Origin of the sequence: Novosphingobium organovorum (assembly GCF_022832435.1) — a bacterium.
Taxonomy (GTDB): Bacteria; Pseudomonadota; Alphaproteobacteria; order Sphingomonadales; family Sphingomonadaceae; genus Novosphingobium; species Novosphingobium organovorum.
In genome coordinates this window covers 1-15,064 of the sequence record NZ_JALHLF010000094.1, presented here as the reverse complement: position 1 = coordinate 15,064, position 15,064 = coordinate 1, and the positions used below count along the sequence as shown (strand labels likewise).

At 67.3% G+C, this 15,064-nt stretch carries 14 protein-coding genes; 9 read left to right on the top strand and 5 right to left on the bottom strand.

The window, feature by feature from the left end; all coding sequences use genetic code 11:
• The 8 genes from MTR62_RS16865 to MTR62_RS16830 all read left to right on the top strand — a co-directional run.
• The coding region (locus MTR62_RS16865; RefSeq protein ID WP_244023098.1) for a chemotaxis protein CheA at window positions 1-1,297 on the top strand (1,297 nt) is incomplete at its 5' end.
• A complete protein-coding gene (locus MTR62_RS16860; RefSeq protein WP_244023096.1) occupies window positions 1,294-2,163 on the top strand; it encodes a CheR family methyltransferase in 870 nt (289 codons plus the stop codon). The genes MTR62_RS16865 and MTR62_RS16860, both read left to right, overlap by 4 nt.
• Window positions 2,160-3,221 carry a protein-glutamate methylesterase/protein-glutamine glutaminase gene (locus tag MTR62_RS16855; RefSeq protein WP_244023094.1) on the top strand — a complete coding sequence of 354 codons (1,062 nt, stop codon included), beginning with the start codon at window positions 2,160-2,162 and terminating at the stop codon, window positions 3,219-3,221. The genes MTR62_RS16860 and MTR62_RS16855 overlap by 4 nt, the downstream gene beginning before the upstream one ends.
• Window positions 3,221-3,778, top strand: coding sequence for a chemotaxis protein CheD (locus MTR62_RS16850; RefSeq protein WP_244023091.1), 558 nt, complete (start codon window positions 3,221-3,223; stop codon window positions 3,776-3,778). Before MTR62_RS16855 ends, MTR62_RS16850 begins: the two co-directional genes overlap by 1 nt.
• Before the next feature lie 16 nt (window positions 3,779-3,794).
• A complete protein-coding gene (locus MTR62_RS16845; protein WP_244023089.1) occupies window positions 3,795-4,166 on the top strand; it encodes a response regulator in 372 nt (123 codons plus the stop codon).
• A 24-nt stretch (window positions 4,167-4,190) separates the two neighbouring features.
• Window positions 4,191-4,631 (top strand): chemotaxis protein CheW, encoded by a 441-nt coding sequence (locus MTR62_RS16840; protein ID WP_244023087.1) that lies wholly within the window; start codon window positions 4,191-4,193, stop codon window positions 4,629-4,631.
• Between the two features lie 14 nt (window positions 4,632-4,645).
• The gene (locus MTR62_RS16835) at window positions 4,646-4,972 is read left to right on the top strand and encodes a hypothetical protein (protein WP_244023085.1); all 327 of its coding nucleotides are present in this window, start codon (window positions 4,646-4,648) and stop codon (window positions 4,970-4,972) included.
• A gap of 24 nt (window positions 4,973-4,996) precedes the next feature.
• Complete coding sequence (locus tag MTR62_RS16830) at window positions 4,997-5,617, top strand: DUF938 domain-containing protein (protein ID WP_244023083.1); 621 nt, start codon at window positions 4,997-4,999, stop codon at window positions 5,615-5,617.
• A 15-nt stretch (window positions 5,618-5,632) separates the two neighbouring features.
• On the opposite strand, the gene MTR62_RS16825 is transcribed toward MTR62_RS16830, so the two are convergent.
• The 5 genes from MTR62_RS16825 to MTR62_RS16805 all read right to left on the bottom strand — a co-directional run bounded on the left by MTR62_RS16825 (window position 5,633) and on the right by MTR62_RS16805 (window position 13,441).
• Window positions 5,633-6,982: an MATE family efflux transporter gene (locus tag MTR62_RS16825; protein WP_244023081.1), complete on the bottom strand. Its 1,350-nt coding sequence runs from the start codon at window positions 6,980-6,982 to the stop codon at window positions 5,633-5,635.
• A 444-nt stretch (window positions 6,983-7,426) separates the two neighbouring features.
• A complete protein-coding gene (locus MTR62_RS16820; RefSeq protein ID WP_244023079.1) occupies window positions 7,427-8,365 on the bottom strand; it encodes a 1-phosphofructokinase family hexose kinase in 939 nt (312 codons plus the stop codon).
• A gap of 144 nt (window positions 8,366-8,509) precedes the next feature.
• Window positions 8,510-11,239 (bottom strand): bifunctional diguanylate cyclase/phosphodiesterase, encoded by a 2,730-nt coding sequence (locus MTR62_RS16815; RefSeq protein ID WP_244023077.1) that lies wholly within the window; start codon window positions 11,237-11,239, stop codon window positions 8,510-8,512.
• 278 nt (window positions 11,240-11,517) lie between these two features.
• Window positions 11,518-11,694, bottom strand: a complete 177-nt coding sequence (locus MTR62_RS16810; RefSeq protein WP_244023075.1) for a hypothetical protein — start codon at window positions 11,692-11,694, stop codon at window positions 11,518-11,520.
• Between the two features lie 154 nt (window positions 11,695-11,848).
• Window positions 11,849-13,441, bottom strand: a complete 1,593-nt coding sequence (locus tag MTR62_RS16805) for an isocitrate lyase (RefSeq protein ID WP_244023100.1) — start codon at window positions 13,439-13,441, stop codon at window positions 11,849-11,851.
• 160 nt (window positions 13,442-13,601) lie between these two features.
• Here MTR62_RS16805 and MTR62_RS16800 point away from each other — a divergent pair, with 160 nt between their 5' ends.
• The gene (locus tag MTR62_RS16800) at window positions 13,602-15,011 is read left to right on the top strand and encodes a helix-turn-helix domain-containing protein (RefSeq protein WP_244023073.1); all 1,410 of its coding nucleotides are present in this window, start codon (window positions 13,602-13,604) and stop codon (window positions 15,009-15,011) included.
• Window positions 15,012-15,064: the final 53 nt, after the last annotated feature.

The following is a 15,064-nucleotide window of genomic DNA, read 5'->3' as shown; positions in this document are numbered from 1 at the left end:
GAGCGGGCCCCCGCTGGCCGCCGTGGCCAAGGCCGAGCCTGCCAGGGCCGAGAGCGAGCCCAAGGCGCCCGCCGCTACAGCCGCTTCGGGTGGAGCCAATGCGCCAGCCGCGCCGGTGGCCGGGCAGTCGATCCGCATCGACCTGTTCAAGCTCGACCGGCTGATCGATCTCGTCGGCGAGCTGGTCATCGCGCAGGCCATGCTCGTGCAGCGCCTCGATGGGGCCAGCGTGAACGCGTCGGAGGAGCTCTCGCTGCTCGAAAGCCTGACGCGCGACATCCAGGAATCGGCGATGTCGATCCGTGCGCAGCCGATCGCCTCGGTGTTCAGCCGCGTGCCGCGCATCCTGCGCGACCTTGCCTCCTCGACCGGCAAGCACGTCAAGCTCGAGGTCCACGGTGAGACCACCGAACTCGACAAGACGGTGATCGAACGGCTGGGCGAACCGCTCACCCACCTCATTCGCAACGCGGTCGACCACGGCATCGAAAAGGCCGACGTGCGCATCGCGGCGGGCAAGCCGCCCGAAGGCACGCTGACGCTTTCGGCCGAGCACCGTTCGGGCCGGATCGTGATCGCGATTTCGGACGATGGCGCGGGGATCAACCGCGAAGTGGTGCTGGCCAAGGCGATCGAGAAGGGCATCGTCAGCCCCGAGGCGCAGCTTTCGGCCGAGGAGATCGACAACCTGATCTTCGCGCCGGGCTTCTCCACGGCCGCGCAGATCTCGAACATTTCCGGGCGCGGCGTGGGCATGGACGTGGTGCGCCAGAACGTGAAGGAACTGGGCGGACGGATCACGATCGAGAGCACGCCCGGCAAAGGCACCGCGTTCATCCTGACGATGCCGCTCACGCTGGCGATTTCGGACGGCATGATCGTCAACGTGGGCGATCAGACCATGGTCGTGCCGCTGGCGCATGTCGTGGAAAGCCTGCGTCCGGGTGAGGGCGACGTGAAGGGGCTGGGGTCGAGCCGCCAGATGCTCAACGTGCGCGGGCAGTTCATTCCGGTCATCACGCTGGGCTCGGCGCTGGGCACGGCGAGCGGGGCGACCACGCCCGAGGAAGGCGTGCTGATCGTGGTCGACACCGAAAGCGCCGGCCAGGCCGCGCTGCTGGTCGACGACATTCACGACCAGCGCCAGTTCGTCATCAAGAGCCTGGCCACCAACTTCCGCCCCGTCGAAGGGGTCGCGGGGGCGACGATCCTGGGCGATGGGCGCGTGGCGCTGATCGTCGATGTCGATGGCCTGGTGGCCTGTGCCCTGCCGGGTCACGAAAGGCAGGCGGCGTGACCCTGGCGAGCGACCTTGCCCCTTCGATACCGGGCGTCAGCCCCGATATCTACAGCCCGCAGGACTTCGCGGCGGTCTCCAAGATCGTCCACGACGTGGCGGGGATCGTCCTGCCGCAGGGCAAGGCGATGCTGGTCTATTCGCGTCTCGCGCCGCTGGTGCGGGCCAGCGGCCTGATCACTTTTAGCAAGTACGTCGACCACTTGCGGGCCAATCCCAAGGAGCTCAACCGCGCGGTTGCGGCGCTCACCACCAACCACACCTTCTTCTACCGCGAGGCGCATCATTTCGAGCATCTCCAGCAGGAACTGCGCCCGCGTCTGGTCAAGACGCTGGCTGGCGGTGGCAAAGTGCGCGGCTGGTCGGCGGGCTGTTCGAGCGGAGAGGAGACCTGGTCGGTGATCATGACGCTGCTCGGACCCGATCGCCATGCGGGGCTGCAGTTCGCGAAGGCCGATTTTCGTTATCTGGCCAGTGACCTTGCACCCCACGCGATCGAGGCGGGCGAGCGCGGGGTCTATCCGGCCAAGGATCTCAAGCCCGTGCCCGAGGTCCTGCGCAAGGCCTGGACGAGCGAGAAGGAGGACATGGTCTCGATCGGCGATACCGCGCGTTCGCTGGTGCGCTTCCGGCTGCTCAACCTGCTTGGCGACTGGCCGATCAAGGGCCACTTCGATTTCATCTTCTGCCGCAACGTGATGATCTACTTCGACAATCCGACCAAGGAACGGCTCGTCCAGCGGTTCTGCGAAGCGCTTCATCCCGGCGGCTTTCTCTACATCGGACATTCCGAACGGGTGACCGGCCGCGCGGCGGACGAACTTACCCTGGTCGGCCCGACGATCTATCGCAGGAGGGGCGCGTGAGCGTTCGCGTTCTCATCATCGACGATTCGCCGACCATGCGCGCCATTCTCATGTCGCGCCTGGCCGAACAGCCCGACATCGAAGTGGTCGACACCGCCTCGAACGCGGCCGAGGGGCGCGAACTCATCAAGAAACACGATCCCGACGTGGTCACGCTCGACATCGAGATGCCGGGCATGAACGGGCTCGACTTCCTCGAGAAGATCATGACCCTGCGTCCGACTCCGGTGATCATCATCTCGGGCGCGACGCAGGAGGGCAACGATGTCACCGCGCGCGCGCTCGCGCTCGGTGCGGTCAATTGCTACTCCAAGTACGACACCACCGGAAAGCTGGCGCTCAACGACAGCGGCGAGCTGGCCCGGCTGATCCGCGATGCGGCGCAAGTGCGCTTTCGCGCGCCCGTGGCCGAGCCCGCCCCGGTTGCCGAACCCGTGCGGATGCGGGCCAAGCCGACCCTCATCGAGGAAAGCCGCGGCTCGATCCGCCGTGACACGCGGCTCATCGCGATCGGCTCGTCGACCGGCGGGGTGGAAGCGCTGCAGGTACTGCTGCGCGAATTTCCGCTCGACTGCCCGCCAACGGTCATCGTCCAGCACGTCAACCCGCGGTTTGCTCCGGCCATCGCGCGCACGCTCGACCGGGCCTGCCCGGCGCAGGTCCAGGTGGCGGTCAACGACATGCCGCTGCTGCCCGGCAACGTCTATCTCGCGGCCGAGGCCGAACACCACCTGCTGGTGCGCGGCACCTCCAAGCTGCACGCCAAGCTGCGCCGGGGCGAGCCGATCTCGGGACATTGCCCGAGCGTGGACGCGCTGTTCGCCTCGGTGGCGCAGACGGTCGGCGCCGAGGCGGTGGGCATCTTGCTGACCGGCATGGGCAAGGACGGCGCCAAGGGCCTGCTCGCCATGGCCGAGGCCGGGGCGCACACGATCGCGCAGGACGAAAGCACCTGCACCGTCTTCGGCATGCCGCGCGCGGCCATTTCGCTTGGCGCGGCGCGCGTCGTCGCCCCCATCAACCGCATCGCGCGTCACGCGCTCAACAAGGCAGCCTGATGTCCAGTCTCGATTTCATGAATAGCGGCAACCAGAAGCTTACCGTCCTGCAAGGGCAATTCAAGGTGAGCGCGGGGCCCAAGGTCGAGCTGAGCACCGTGCTCGGCTCGTGCGTGGCGACGTGTCTCTACGATCCGGCGGTGGAGCTTGGAGGGATGAATCACTTCCTCCTGCCCGAGCCGCCCGCGAGCCACGATCCAGGGCAAGTCGACGTCCATTACGGCGTCTACCTGATGGAAATGCTCATCAACGAGATGCTCAACTACGGCGCCCGCAAGGAGCGCCTGCGCGCGCATCTCTACGGCGGCGCGAACATCCGCGCAGGGATGCAGAAGATCGGCACAGCGAACGCCGAATTCGCCAAGGGCTTCCTGATCCGCGAGCGCATCGAACTGGTGCGCGAGGATCTGGGCGGCACCAACGCGCGCCGTGTCGATTTCCGTCCGGCTTCGGGCATGGTCCGCTGCCGCTCCGTCGCATCCTCGGATGCCCCCGTCGAAACCCGTCCCCAACCCGTATCCCGACTGGCCCCGCGGGGCGATGTCGAACTGTTCTGAACAAGCGAGGCACGCGATGTCCAAGAATACCCGTATCCTGACCGTTGATGACAGCGCATCGATGCGTGCACTGCTCAACCATGCCCTTTCCACCAACGGCTTCGAGGTTTCACAGGCCGATGACGGCGTCTCCGCGCTCGAATGGCTCGCGGTGAACGAGGTCGACGTGGTGATTACCGACATCAACATGCCGCGCCTCGACGGTTTCGGGCTGATCGAACAGGTGCGCGGCGGAACGCGCCACCGCGACCGGCCGATCCTGGTGCTGACCACCGAAAGCTCGGACGAGAAGAAGGCGCGTGCCCGTGCGGCCGGGGCGACCGGCTGGATCGTCAAGCCGTTCGACACCGACAAGCTCGTCGCGGCGGTGCGCCGCGTCGCGCACTGAGCCAGCACAGGAAAGGGACGTATCATGTACCGCGAACTGATAACCTTCGAAGTTGCCGGGCAGATCTTCGCGCTCGACATCATGGCCATTCGCGAGATCCGGGCCTGGACCCCGGTCACGCCGATGCCGCGCGTGCCGCACTATGTCTCGGGCGTGGTCAACTTGCGCGGCACGGTGCTGCCGGTGATCGATCTCGCCGCGCGGCTGGGCTGGCAGGCGACCGAGGCGACCCCGCGCCACGCGATCATCGTGTGCCAGGTCAACGGGCAGTCGCAGGGGCTGATCGTGGATTCGGTGAGCGACATCGTGGGGCTCAACACCGAGACGCTCCAGCCTGCGCCGACCGCCGGGCACGACGAAGTGGTGCCCTTCCTCGAAGGGCTGGTGGCGATCGAGGAAAAGATGGTGATGGTGCTCGATCTCAACGCGCTCAGTGCCTCCGGAGACATGGCCTTTGCGGCCTGAGGGGGGTGGGCTCGATGATGCACGAACCCAAATTCAGCGCGATGGCCGAAGTGCTGCTCGAACTCGGCACCGAGGTCGAGGCGCTGGGCGAAGTGCTGTGCCGCGATGAAAGCTTCGCGGGGCGCCATCTGCGCGAACTGCAGGCGATCGACCTGATCGCGCAGAAGCAGCGCGCGCTGGCGGCGATCCTGGCAGCGGGCTTCAGCGAGGCGGAGATGCGCCGGATCAGCCTGGAGGCGCTGCGCCGCCGCTTCTGCGGCTTCATGGACGACAGCATCACCTGCTGCGAGGTCCCGATCGAAGGGGGGCCCCAGTCCGATTCGCTCGGCTTGTGGGATTGACCCTGGCCGGGTAGTCCGGCGGGCATGACGAAGGCCGATCCCGGCGATGCCCGCCGCCATGCTCCCGCGACGTTGCGTAACCGCGCGCCGATCCTCGATGTCCTGCGCGCGGTCCTGCCGCCTTCGGGGCTGGTCCTCGAGATTGCCAGCGGCAGCGGCGAACACGCGCTGCATTTCGCCGCTGCGCTGCCCGCGCTGCGCTGGCAGCCGAGCGATCCGGACCCCCAAGCCTGTGCTTCGATCGCGGCCTGGCGCGAGGCGGAAGGCCCCGCGAACCTGTGCGCGCCGCTGGCGCTCGACGCCTCTGCTCCCGATACCTGGCCTGTGCGCCGGGCCGATGCCATGGTGTGCATCAATATGATCCACATCAGTCCCTGGGCCGCGACGCTGGGGTTGATGGAGGGGGCCGGGCGCGGCCTGGCGGAGGGCGCGCCGCTCGTCCTCTACGGACCCTACCGTCGTGAGGGCGTGGCGCTTGCGCCCGGCAACGCTGCGTTCGATGCCGATCTCAAGGCGCGCGATCCGCGCTGGGGCTTGCGCGAACTCGAAACGGTCGCGGATGCGGCGCGGGCGCAGGGGCTCACGCTCGAGCCGGTCGTGGAGATGCCCGCCAACAACCTGTGCGTGGTTTTCCGGCGCGTCTAATCGCGCGTTTTCTCTCTATGCGAAGGTCCGGCGGGTCTGCCGCTTAAGGACCAGGGCCTGGCCCGCTGCGCGCATCACAAACAGCATCGTGAAGGCCAGCCACAGCCCCGCGTTGCCGAGCGGGGCGAGAAACCAGAGCAGTAGCGCGTAGACACCCATCGCGGCGGCCATCGTGGTCAGCATCGCCCGCGTCCAGCCCGCACCGACGAAGACGCCATCGAACACGAACGAGAAGACCCCGACGATCGGCAGGGCGATGATCCAGCCAATAGTGCGCACGCTCATCGCGCGCACCTGTGGATCGGTGCTGAAGGCGCTGGCAAGATTTGCCCCCGCCAGCGCGTAGGCTCCGGAAAGGGCCAGCCCCATGACCGCGCCCCACACCAGCGCGCTGCGCACCGTGGCGCGAAAACGCGTGCGGTCGCGCGCGCCCACGGCTTCGCCGCAGAGCACTTGTGCAGCGTTCTCGAACCCGTCGAGCAGGAGGGTGGAGAGCATGAACAGCTGGAACAGGATGCCGTTGGCGGCGAGCGTGACCGGGCCGGCCCTGGCGCCGATCCGCGCGAAGACGAGCATGGCCGCGGTCAGCAGCAGCGTGCGCGCGAACAGGTCGCGGTTGAGCGCGAAGAGGGCGGTCAGTTCGGCGCGGCGCCAGGTGGTCGCCTGCGCGATCACCGCCAGCGCCTGGCGCGCGGCGGGCCGGCGCAGCACGATGGCGCCAAGCAGGACGAAGCGCAGCGCTTCGGAAGTCAGGCTTGCGCTCGCCACCCCTGCAACACCCCATCCCGCGCCGAGGACGAGGCCCAGGTCGAGCGCGATGTGGACGAGGTTGGCGGTGACTTCGACGGCAAGGATCGCACGGACCTGGCGTTGCCCGATCAGCCAGCCCACCAGCACGCAGTTGCACAGCCAGATCGGCGCGGCCCAGTAGCGGATGGCGATGTAGTGGGCCGCTTGGGCGTGCAGCGCGCCTTCGGCCCCGAGCACCGTCAGCCCGAGCGGCACGAGCAGCGGCATCGCGCCGATCAGCGCGAGACCGATGGCCAGCGCGACCGCGCCCGCGCGCACCAGGGTTTCGGACTGCGCGTGCACGTCGCCGCGCCCGGCGCCCTGCGCGGTCAGCGCCACGGTGCTGGTGCGCAGGAAGTTGAACACGTTGAGGAGGCCCATCGTGAACTTGGCGCCCAGCTCGACCGCGCCTTGCGCGCTCGCATCGCCAAGCCGCCCGATCGCCCACATGTCGGCCAGCCCGAACAGGGCGGTTGCCACGTTGGTGAGCATTGCGGGCAGCGCGATCGACCAGAGCAGGCGCGCGATCGCTCGCTCCTCCACCGGATTGGCGGGGGTGGGGGATGGTGGGCTCATGGCCTGCAGGAAATCCGGATCGGCATGGCAACGGGGCTAGGGCGCGCGTGCTGAGAGGGCAATGCCGCCGGGCGCAAGACCATCGGGAACCGTGTGAAAAAGAGGGAGCCCATAAAGAAATCGGCGCGCCGGAGGGGTCCCCCGGCGCGCTCTCTCCCAACCTCGTCAAAACTCGTTACGAACACCCTGAGTGTCGTTCGCGGGCACTTTGCAACAGAACGCGCCCAAGGGAAAGAAATATTTGCAAAGCGGTTTGCACCATACGCCGTAAATCCTGCTCGGACCACCGTAAGAAATTGTGCGGATGCGAACGCAGCAAGCGTTGGGGGGGTGAGAAATTTTGCAAGTGCGTCAGGAATGCTGCAATTGCGAGATGGGCGGGGTGCTGGTCGGGACGAAACGAATCGGCGCGCGCCGCGCCAGCGCCGGGCAGAACCGGCCGTGTCAAAGCGCGATGGGCTGCCCGATCGTGTCCAGCAGGCGCTGGATGTCGGCCGGGTGGGCAAGGCCGGTCCCGGCGCGAAGGACCGCCGCCGATCCGGCGGCAAGGGCCAGCCGGAACGCGGCAATGGCGTCATCGCCGCGGGCCAGGGCAAAGACCATCGCCGCCACGAAGCTGTCTCCCGCACCAACCGCGCTGGCCGCTTCGATGGGGAGCGCGGGCAGGAACACGGGGCCTTGCGCGCGGGCCAGGATCGCGCCCTCGTGGCCCATCGTCACCGCGACGAGCTGCGCCTTTCCGGCCTCGACAATCGCCATCGCCGTTTTTGCAATCGCGGCGTGCCCATCGATTGGCTGGCCGGCGTATTGCTGCAATTCGCCCTGGCTCGGTTTGACGAGAAGCAGCCCGCCGCGGGTGATCGCGTGGGCGAGCGCGGGGCCGGAACTGTCGAGCACCAGCTCAACCCCGCGTGCGGCAAGCCGGTCCATGGCGCGGGCGTAGAAGTCGTCGGGAACGCCGGGGGGCAGCGAACCGCTGAGGACCACGATCCCGGCATCGGTCTGCGCCAGCGCGTCGAGGCAGGTGGTCCATTCGTCTTCGCTCACGGTGGGACCTGCGGGGGTGAAGCGGTACTCCTTGCCGGTCTCGTGTTCGAGCACGGCCGAGGCGATGCGCGTGGGGCCGGTGATCGCGATGCGCGTGCGCACGAGCTGGTGCAGGTCGATCAGCCCGTCGAGCGCGGGGCCGGTCGATCCGCCAGAGAGGTAGAAACAGCGGGCGTTGCCGCCCAGCCGCACGAAGACGCGCGCCACGTTGATCCCGCCCCCGCCGGGCGCGTACCATTCGTTGTCGGTGCGCATCTTGTGCGTGTGGCGGACCTTGGCGACATCGTAGGACACATCGATGGTGGGGTTCATCGTCAGCGTGGCGATCGACTTCATCGGGTCCTCTCTGGATCGCAGGCGTGCGCCCGGCGTGCGCAGGGGCCGCATCGGCCCCTGCGCCGTCCTGCCCCAAGCCGAGCGGGTACTCAAGGGCGAGGCGCCACGACGCGCCGTTCGATGGAGGAATAACCGCCCGCAGGATCAGGAATTTGCGACCGCTTTGCGGTGGTGGCTGGGGGGCGTGTCGGGGCGTCCGAAATAGTACCCCTGGGCTTCGTCGCAGCCTTCGCTTTCCAGCACGAGAAGCTGGGCTTCGTTTTCGACCCCTTCGGCGAGCACCGGGATCTGGAGGCTTTTGCCCAGCGCCAGGACGGCGCTGATGATGGCGCGGGCTTGCGCGCTGTTCTCCGAGCGCAGGAGGAAGGACTTGTCGATCTTTATCTTGTCGAACGGGAAGGAGTGCAGCGTGTCGAGCGAGGAATAGCCGGTGCCGAAATCGTCGATCGCCACGCTGATGCCCATGGCCTTGAGCTGGCGCAGGCAATGGAGCGCGCGCAGTTTGTCGCCGATGATCGCGGTTTCGGTGATCTCGAGCTCGAGCCGGGTAGGCGAAAGTCCGGTGTCGGCCAGGATCTGGCGGATGGTGGAAACGAGGTCGGGCTTGATGAACTGCACCGCCGAGAGGTTGACCGCGACTTTCTCCTCGCCCGGCCATTGCTTGGCCTCGCGGCAGGCGTCGCGCAGGACCCATTCGCCGATCTCAAAGATCGAGCCGGTTTCCTCCGCGATCGGAATGAACACGTCGGGCGGGATGAAGCCGTGCCTGGGGTGCTGCCAGCGCAGCAGCGCCTCGTAGCCGCTGAGCGCGCCGGTGCGCAGCGAGCGCTGGGGCTGGTAGAGCAGGTGCAACTCGCCGTTGGCGATGGCGTGGCGCAAGTCGTTGGCGATCTGGCGGCGGCGGCGCGCAGTTTCGTCCATGCCCTCTTCGTAATAGCAGATGTGTTCGCCGCGCTGGGCCTTGGCGCGGTACATCGCCAGGTCCGCGTTGTTGAGCAGCGCCTCGCCGACGCCGCCGTCCTGCGGGTAGATCGCGATACCCAGGCTCGCGCCCACGAAAGTCCCCGTGCCAACGCTGGTTCCCACGATGCAGCCATGCAGGCGGTTGGCGAATTCGTGGAGTTCGTGCGCTTCGCTGAATACCTTGGCGGCGGCGAATTCGTCACCGCCCAGGCGGGCGACGACTTCGGTTTCGAGCGTCTGTTCGGTGATCCGCCGGCCGATCGCCTGGAGCAGCGCGTCGCCCGCCGCGTGGCCTTGCGTGTCGTTCACTTCCTTGAACCGATCGAGATCGATCGCGATGACACCGACCTTGCTCGACGTGCGATCGGCCGTGCCCAGCTTGTCGTGCAGGCGCTGGTTGAAGCGGGTGCGGTTGGGCAGGCCCGTCAGCGCATCGTGCAGCGCCATGTGCGCGATGCGGGCCTCGGACTGACGCTGCTCGGTAATGTCGTCGCAGGTCATCACCCAGCCGCCATCGGGCAGCGCGCGGTTGGCGATCGAAACCGCCTTGAGATCGTCGAATTCGACCACCATCGGCGGTGCGTCGGGATGCGCGGAGGCGGTCTGGAGCAACTCGCGGTAGTGGGTCAGGCCGGGCTCGGCGTGCCTTTCGCCGTTGGGATTCATGAAGCCCGCGCGAATAAGCTCGGCCAGGGTCGTGCCCGCCTCGCATTGCGCATCGGTGAGGTTCCAGAGTTGACGAAAGCGCGCGTTGCACAGCACCAGATGCTCCTCGGCGTCGAACAGGCACAGCCCCTCGTGCATGTTGGTCAAGGCGGTGTCGAGCCGCATCGAGGTCTGCGCGACGAGGTCCTTGGCTTCCTTGATCGGCTGGATATCGCGCATGACGAACGAATAGCCCTGCAAGGTCCCGTTTTCGCTGCGCGTGGCCTGGATCGTGCCGTGGCCCCAGAAGGTGCTGCCGTCGCGCCGCAGATAGAGGCACTCGCCATCGGCGCTACCCGCGTTGCGCGCGTATTCGAGTGTGCGGGCGGGCAGGTCGTCGTTGCGATCCTCGATGCTGAACAGGCGCGCGACCGGCATTCCCAGGATATCGACGGCGTCGTAGCCGGTCAGCTTCCTCGCGCCCTCGTTCCACTGCGCGATGCGCCCATGGGCATCGAGGATCACGATCGCGTAATCGGCGACGGACTTGACCAGTTCGCCAAACTGGCACTGGCTCTCGACATAGGCGGAATGAGCGCGGGTGCGGATGACCTGCGCGGCCATGCCGGTGGCGAAGACAGCGAGCGCGATCGCGGTGACCCATCCGGCCAGCGTGCCGGGCGTGACCAGCATCCCGATCGGAGCCGTGCGCGCGGGGACGAGCGTGAGCGCGGCCATGCCGAACAGGTGGAGCGTGGCGCTCGCCGCGACGAGCAGAAGTGTGGCGAGCACCGCCCGGCGCAGGCCATGACCGCTGAGGGCGCCCGCCAGGGTGGCGTAGAGGATCAGCGCTGGCAGCACGATCGATGCGCCGACGAAGGCCGGGTCCCAGCGCATGGTGGCCGGGATCTGCAGCGCGGCCATGCCGGTATAGTGCATTGCGCCAAGCCCGCCGGCGAGCAGGACCGAACCGAAGACGCGGATCGGCAGCGTGCGCGAACTGGCCATCCACAGCGTCGCGAGCAGGCTGAGCCCGCCGCCTGCGGCGAGGCTGAGCAGGGTGAGTTCGAGCGAATAGGCCCGCTCGTTCGGGGTGTTGTAGCCGAGCAGGGCGATGAAGTGGGAAGACCAGGCCCCGAAGCCGAGCGCGGCACCGGCCAGCATGCTCCAGCTGCGGCGCTGCCCCCCCTGGCTGCCGCACGCCTGGCGCAGCAGCAGGACCGTCGTCGCGCTGGCCATCGTGCAAACCAGGATCGCGAGCAGCAACAGGTCTGTCCGGTGCTGGTGCACGACACATCGGTAAACCGTCAGGAAGGGGTCGCCGCCAAAGTAGCCCATGACACCCGATTAGGCCGAACGCGCTTGAGGCCGGTCTAATCCGGTGCTGCGTATCTTTGCGGGGAATTGGGCGTTCTGGTGCAGCTATCGGTGCGCCCTGCAAAATGGCCCGCCGCGATGGTCGCGGCGGGCCAAGCTTTCCTCCCCAGGAAAACGAAAGATCAGGTGGCCGACCCGGCGTTCTGGTGCGCCGGTGCCGGTGTGCCTTAGCGGCGGACCGCCGAACCGAGGCGGTGGTAGAGCGCCGAGTACTTGGACGAGATCGGGTCGTCCTCATGGGCCTTCAGGTAGAACAGGACGGCGTCCTGCAGCAGCTTGAAGTCCTGGTTGGAAAGCACCGCGCGGGCGCGGGCCGGTTCGGTCGTGGTCGTGGCAGTCATCATTTCACGTCTCCTTTCCTTACGCGCGCCGGGATTGGCGTGGGTGGTTGCAAGAGTTTCAGTAGTGTCGAGCGGGGCGAGGTTCAGGATGGCCCCACTTGGCAATTTCAGGTGTTCGCGGATTTCCATGGCCTCGCTCCTCTCCCGGATGAGGCCGTCAGGCCGCGAACTGGTTCATCGTGTTGTGCGCGCCGCCGGCCTTGAGGGCCGCTTCACCGGCGAAGTATTCCTTGTGGTCATCGCCGATGTCCGAACCGGCCATGTTCTGGTGCCGGACGCAGGCGATGCCCTGGCGGATCTCCTGGCGCTGCACGCCCTTGACGTAGCCCAGCATGCCCTGCTCGCCGAAGTACTCCTTGGCCAGGTTGTCGGTCGACAGCGCGGCGGTGTGGTAGGTCGGCAGCGTGATCAGGTGGTGGAAGATGCCCGCCTCGCGCGCCGCGTCCTTCTGGAAGGTGCGGATGCGCTCGTCAGCCTCGGCCGCCAGCTGGGTGCCGTCGTAGTCCACGCTCATCAGCTTCGCCCGGTCGTAGCCCGACATGTCGCGCCCGTCCGCGGCCCAGGCGTCGAACACCTGCTGGCGGAAGTTGAGCGTCCAGTTGAAGCTGGGCGAATTGTTGTAGACCAGCTTGGCGTTGGGCATTTCCTCGCGGATGCGGCTCACCATCCCGCCGATCTGGCCGATGTGCGGCTTTTCGGTCTCGATCCACAGCAGGTCCGCGCCGTTCTTGAGCGCGTGGATGCAGTCGAGCACGCAGCGGTCCTCGCCGGTTCCCGAACGGAACTGGTAGAGGTTGGACGGCAGGCGCTTGGGCTTCATCAGCTTGCCGTCGCGGCTGATCAGGACTTCGCCGTGGCCGACCTCGCCCGCGGCGACTTCGTCGCAGTCGAGGAAGCTGTTGTACTGGTCCCCGATGTCACCGGCGGTGCGGGTGAAGGCGATCTGCTTGGTGAGCCCGGCGCCGAGCGAATCGGTGCGCGCCACGATCAGGCCGTCTTCCACGCCCAGTTCCATGAAGGCATAGCGGATCGCGCGGATCTTCGCGATGAAGTCCTCGTGCGGAACGGTGACCTTGCCGTCCTGGTGGCCACACTGCTTTTCGTCGGAGACCTGGTTCTCGATCTGCAGGCAGCACGCACCCGCCTCGATGAACTTCTTGGCCAGAAGGTAGGTCGCCTCCGCGTTGCCGAAGCCTGCGTCGATGTCCGCGATGATCGGCACGACGTGGGTTTCGTAGTTGTCGATCGCGGTTTCGATGCGCTTGGCCTCCATCGCGTCACCGGTGGCGCGCGCCTTGTCGAGATCGCGGAACAGCATTCCCAGCTCGCGTGCGTCGGCCTGCTTGAGGAAGGTGTAGAGTTCCTCGACCAGCGCGGGCACCGAGGTCTTCTCGTGCATCGACTGGTCGGGCAGCGGGCCGAACTCGGAACGCAGCGCGGCGACCATCCAGCCCGAGAGGTAGAGGTAGCGGCGCTTGGTCGAACCGAAGTGCTTCTTGATGGAGATCATCTTCTGCTGCCCGATGAAGCCGTGCCAGCAGCCCAGCGACTGGGTGTAGTTGGCGGGGTCGGCATCGTAGGCGGCCATGTCCTGGCGCATGATCCTGGCGGTGTAGCGCGCGATGTCGAGCCCGGTGTGGAAGCGGTTCTGGACCCGCATACGGGCGACCGATTCGGCCTCGATGCCGTTCCAGTTGGGTTCGTTGCCGATGGTCTGACCGGCTTCGCTGATCTTGCTCTGGTAGGTCACTGTGCTCATCCCGAATGTGATGCCGTTGCCGGCGTGTCGTTGTCCGATGAGTGGGAACTACGCGCAATTTTTCGGCTGCGAAATGGCTTGCGAAGTGGTGTTGTCAAACTTTACAGTATTTGGGTGTAAAGTTGTATAGGCCTGACAGGAGCCTTTTCGCATGGCCGATCCGCGTACCCCCAGCCGTCCCCTCTACCTCGGCCCGCGCCTGCGCCGCCTGCGTCGCGAACTGGGGTTGACGCAGCAGGCCATGGCCGATGATCTGGAGATCTCGCCCAGCTACGTCGCGTTGCTCGAACGCAACCAGCGCCCGGTCACGGCCGACATGCTGCTGCGGCTCGCGCGCACCTATCGGCTTGAGATCGGCGATCTCGCCAGCGAGGATGGTGAAGACTACGCGCGCCGCCTGGGCGACGTGCTGCGCGACCCGATCTTCGCCGACATCGACCTGCCGGCGCTTGAAATCTCGGATCTGGCGATGAGCTTTCCCGGCGTCAGCGAGGCCCTGCTGCGGCTCCACGGGGCCTACGCGCGCGAACAGCAGGCGCTGGCCGAACAGCGCGCGGCTGGCCCTGGCGCGGACGAGAACGAGCCCGTGCGCGAGGCGCAGCGCTTCCTCGCGGCGCGGCGCAACTACTTTCATCCGCTCGACACCCGCGCCGAGGATCTGGCTGCGGAGATCGACAAGGAGGGCGGCGCGGCGGCCTGGCTCGCCGCCAGGGGCGTGCGGGTGCGCTCGCTCCCGCCCGACGTCATGATGGGGGCGCTGCGCCGGTTCGACCGGCACAACCAGCAACTGCTGCTCGACGATACGCTCGACACGCCCAGCCGCGCTTTCCAGATCGCCACGCACATCGCCCACAGCGCGCTGCGCGGCGACATCAAGCAGGTGCTGCGGGTGGAGACTTTCGCCAGCGAGACCACGCGCACGCTGCTGGTGCGCGCCCTCGCGGCCTATGGCGCGGCGGCGATCCTGATGCCTTACGGCAAGTTCGCCCGCGCGGTCGAGCAGCGGCGCTACGACATCGAGGCGCTCGGCGCGCTGTTCGGCGCGAGCTTCGAACAGGTCGCGCACCGGCTCACCACGCTCCAGCGGCCGGGGGAGGAGCGCGTGCCGTTCTTCTTCATCCGGCTCGATGAGGCGGGCAACGTGTCGAAGCGGCTCGACGGGGCGGGTTTTCCCTTCGCCGCGCATGGCGGCGGGTGCCCCTTGTGGAGCGTGCACCAGGTGTTCAGCCGCCGCCGCGAAATCCGTACGCAGTGGCTCGAACTGCCCGACGGGCAGCGCTTCTTCTCGATCGCGCGCACGGTGGCGAGCGGGGGCAACGGCTTTGGCCGCGCGGGGGTGGTGCGCGCGGTCGCGCTGGGCTGCGCGGCCGAGCACGCCAGGCGGCTGGTCTACGCCGCCGGGCTGGCTCCCGATGCGGTCGAGGCGACGCCGATCGGCGTGACTTGCCGCCTGTGCCACCGCTCGGAATGCGCCGCGCGCTCGGTCCCCCCGATCGGGCGCGACGTGCTGGTCGACGACTATCGGCGCGGCGCGCAGCCCTTCTCCTTCGCCGACGGTTGAACGACTTGGAGCCTTCTCTGATTGGGGCCTCGTGGGTCAAGCTGCTTCCTCGA

What these genes read in the sequence shown, in the direction of transcription:
- MTR62_RS16825 (WP_244023081.1), bottom strand. Translation starts at nt 6,982, where the DNA reads ATGAGCCCACCATCCCCCACCCCCGCCAATCCGGTGGAGGAGCGAGCG.
- MTR62_RS16820 (WP_244023079.1), bottom strand. Translation starts at nt 8,365, where the DNA reads ATGAAGTCGATCGCCACGCTGACGATGAACCCCACCATCGATGTGTCC.
- MTR62_RS16800 (WP_244023073.1), top strand. Translation starts at nt 13,602, where the DNA reads ATGGCCGATCCGCGTACCCCCAGCCGTCCCCTCTACCTCGGCCCGCGC.
- MTR62_RS16850 (WP_244023091.1), top strand. Translation starts at nt 3,221, where the DNA reads ATGTCCAGTCTCGATTTCATGAATAGCGGCAACCAGAAGCTTACCGTC.
- MTR62_RS16835 (WP_244023085.1), top strand. Translation starts at nt 4,646, where the DNA reads ATGATGCACGAACCCAAATTCAGCGCGATGGCCGAAGTGCTGCTCGAA.
- MTR62_RS16840 (WP_244023087.1), top strand. Translation starts at nt 4,191, where the DNA reads ATGTACCGCGAACTGATAACCTTCGAAGTTGCCGGGCAGATCTTCGCG.
- MTR62_RS16845 (WP_244023089.1), top strand. Translation starts at nt 3,795, where the DNA reads ATGTCCAAGAATACCCGTATCCTGACCGTTGATGACAGCGCATCGATG.
- MTR62_RS16830 (WP_244023083.1), top strand. Translation starts at nt 4,997, where the DNA reads ATGACGAAGGCCGATCCCGGCGATGCCCGCCGCCATGCTCCCGCGACG.
- MTR62_RS16810 (WP_244023075.1), bottom strand. Translation starts at nt 11,694, where the DNA reads ATGATGACTGCCACGACCACGACCGAACCGGCCCGCGCCCGCGCGGTG.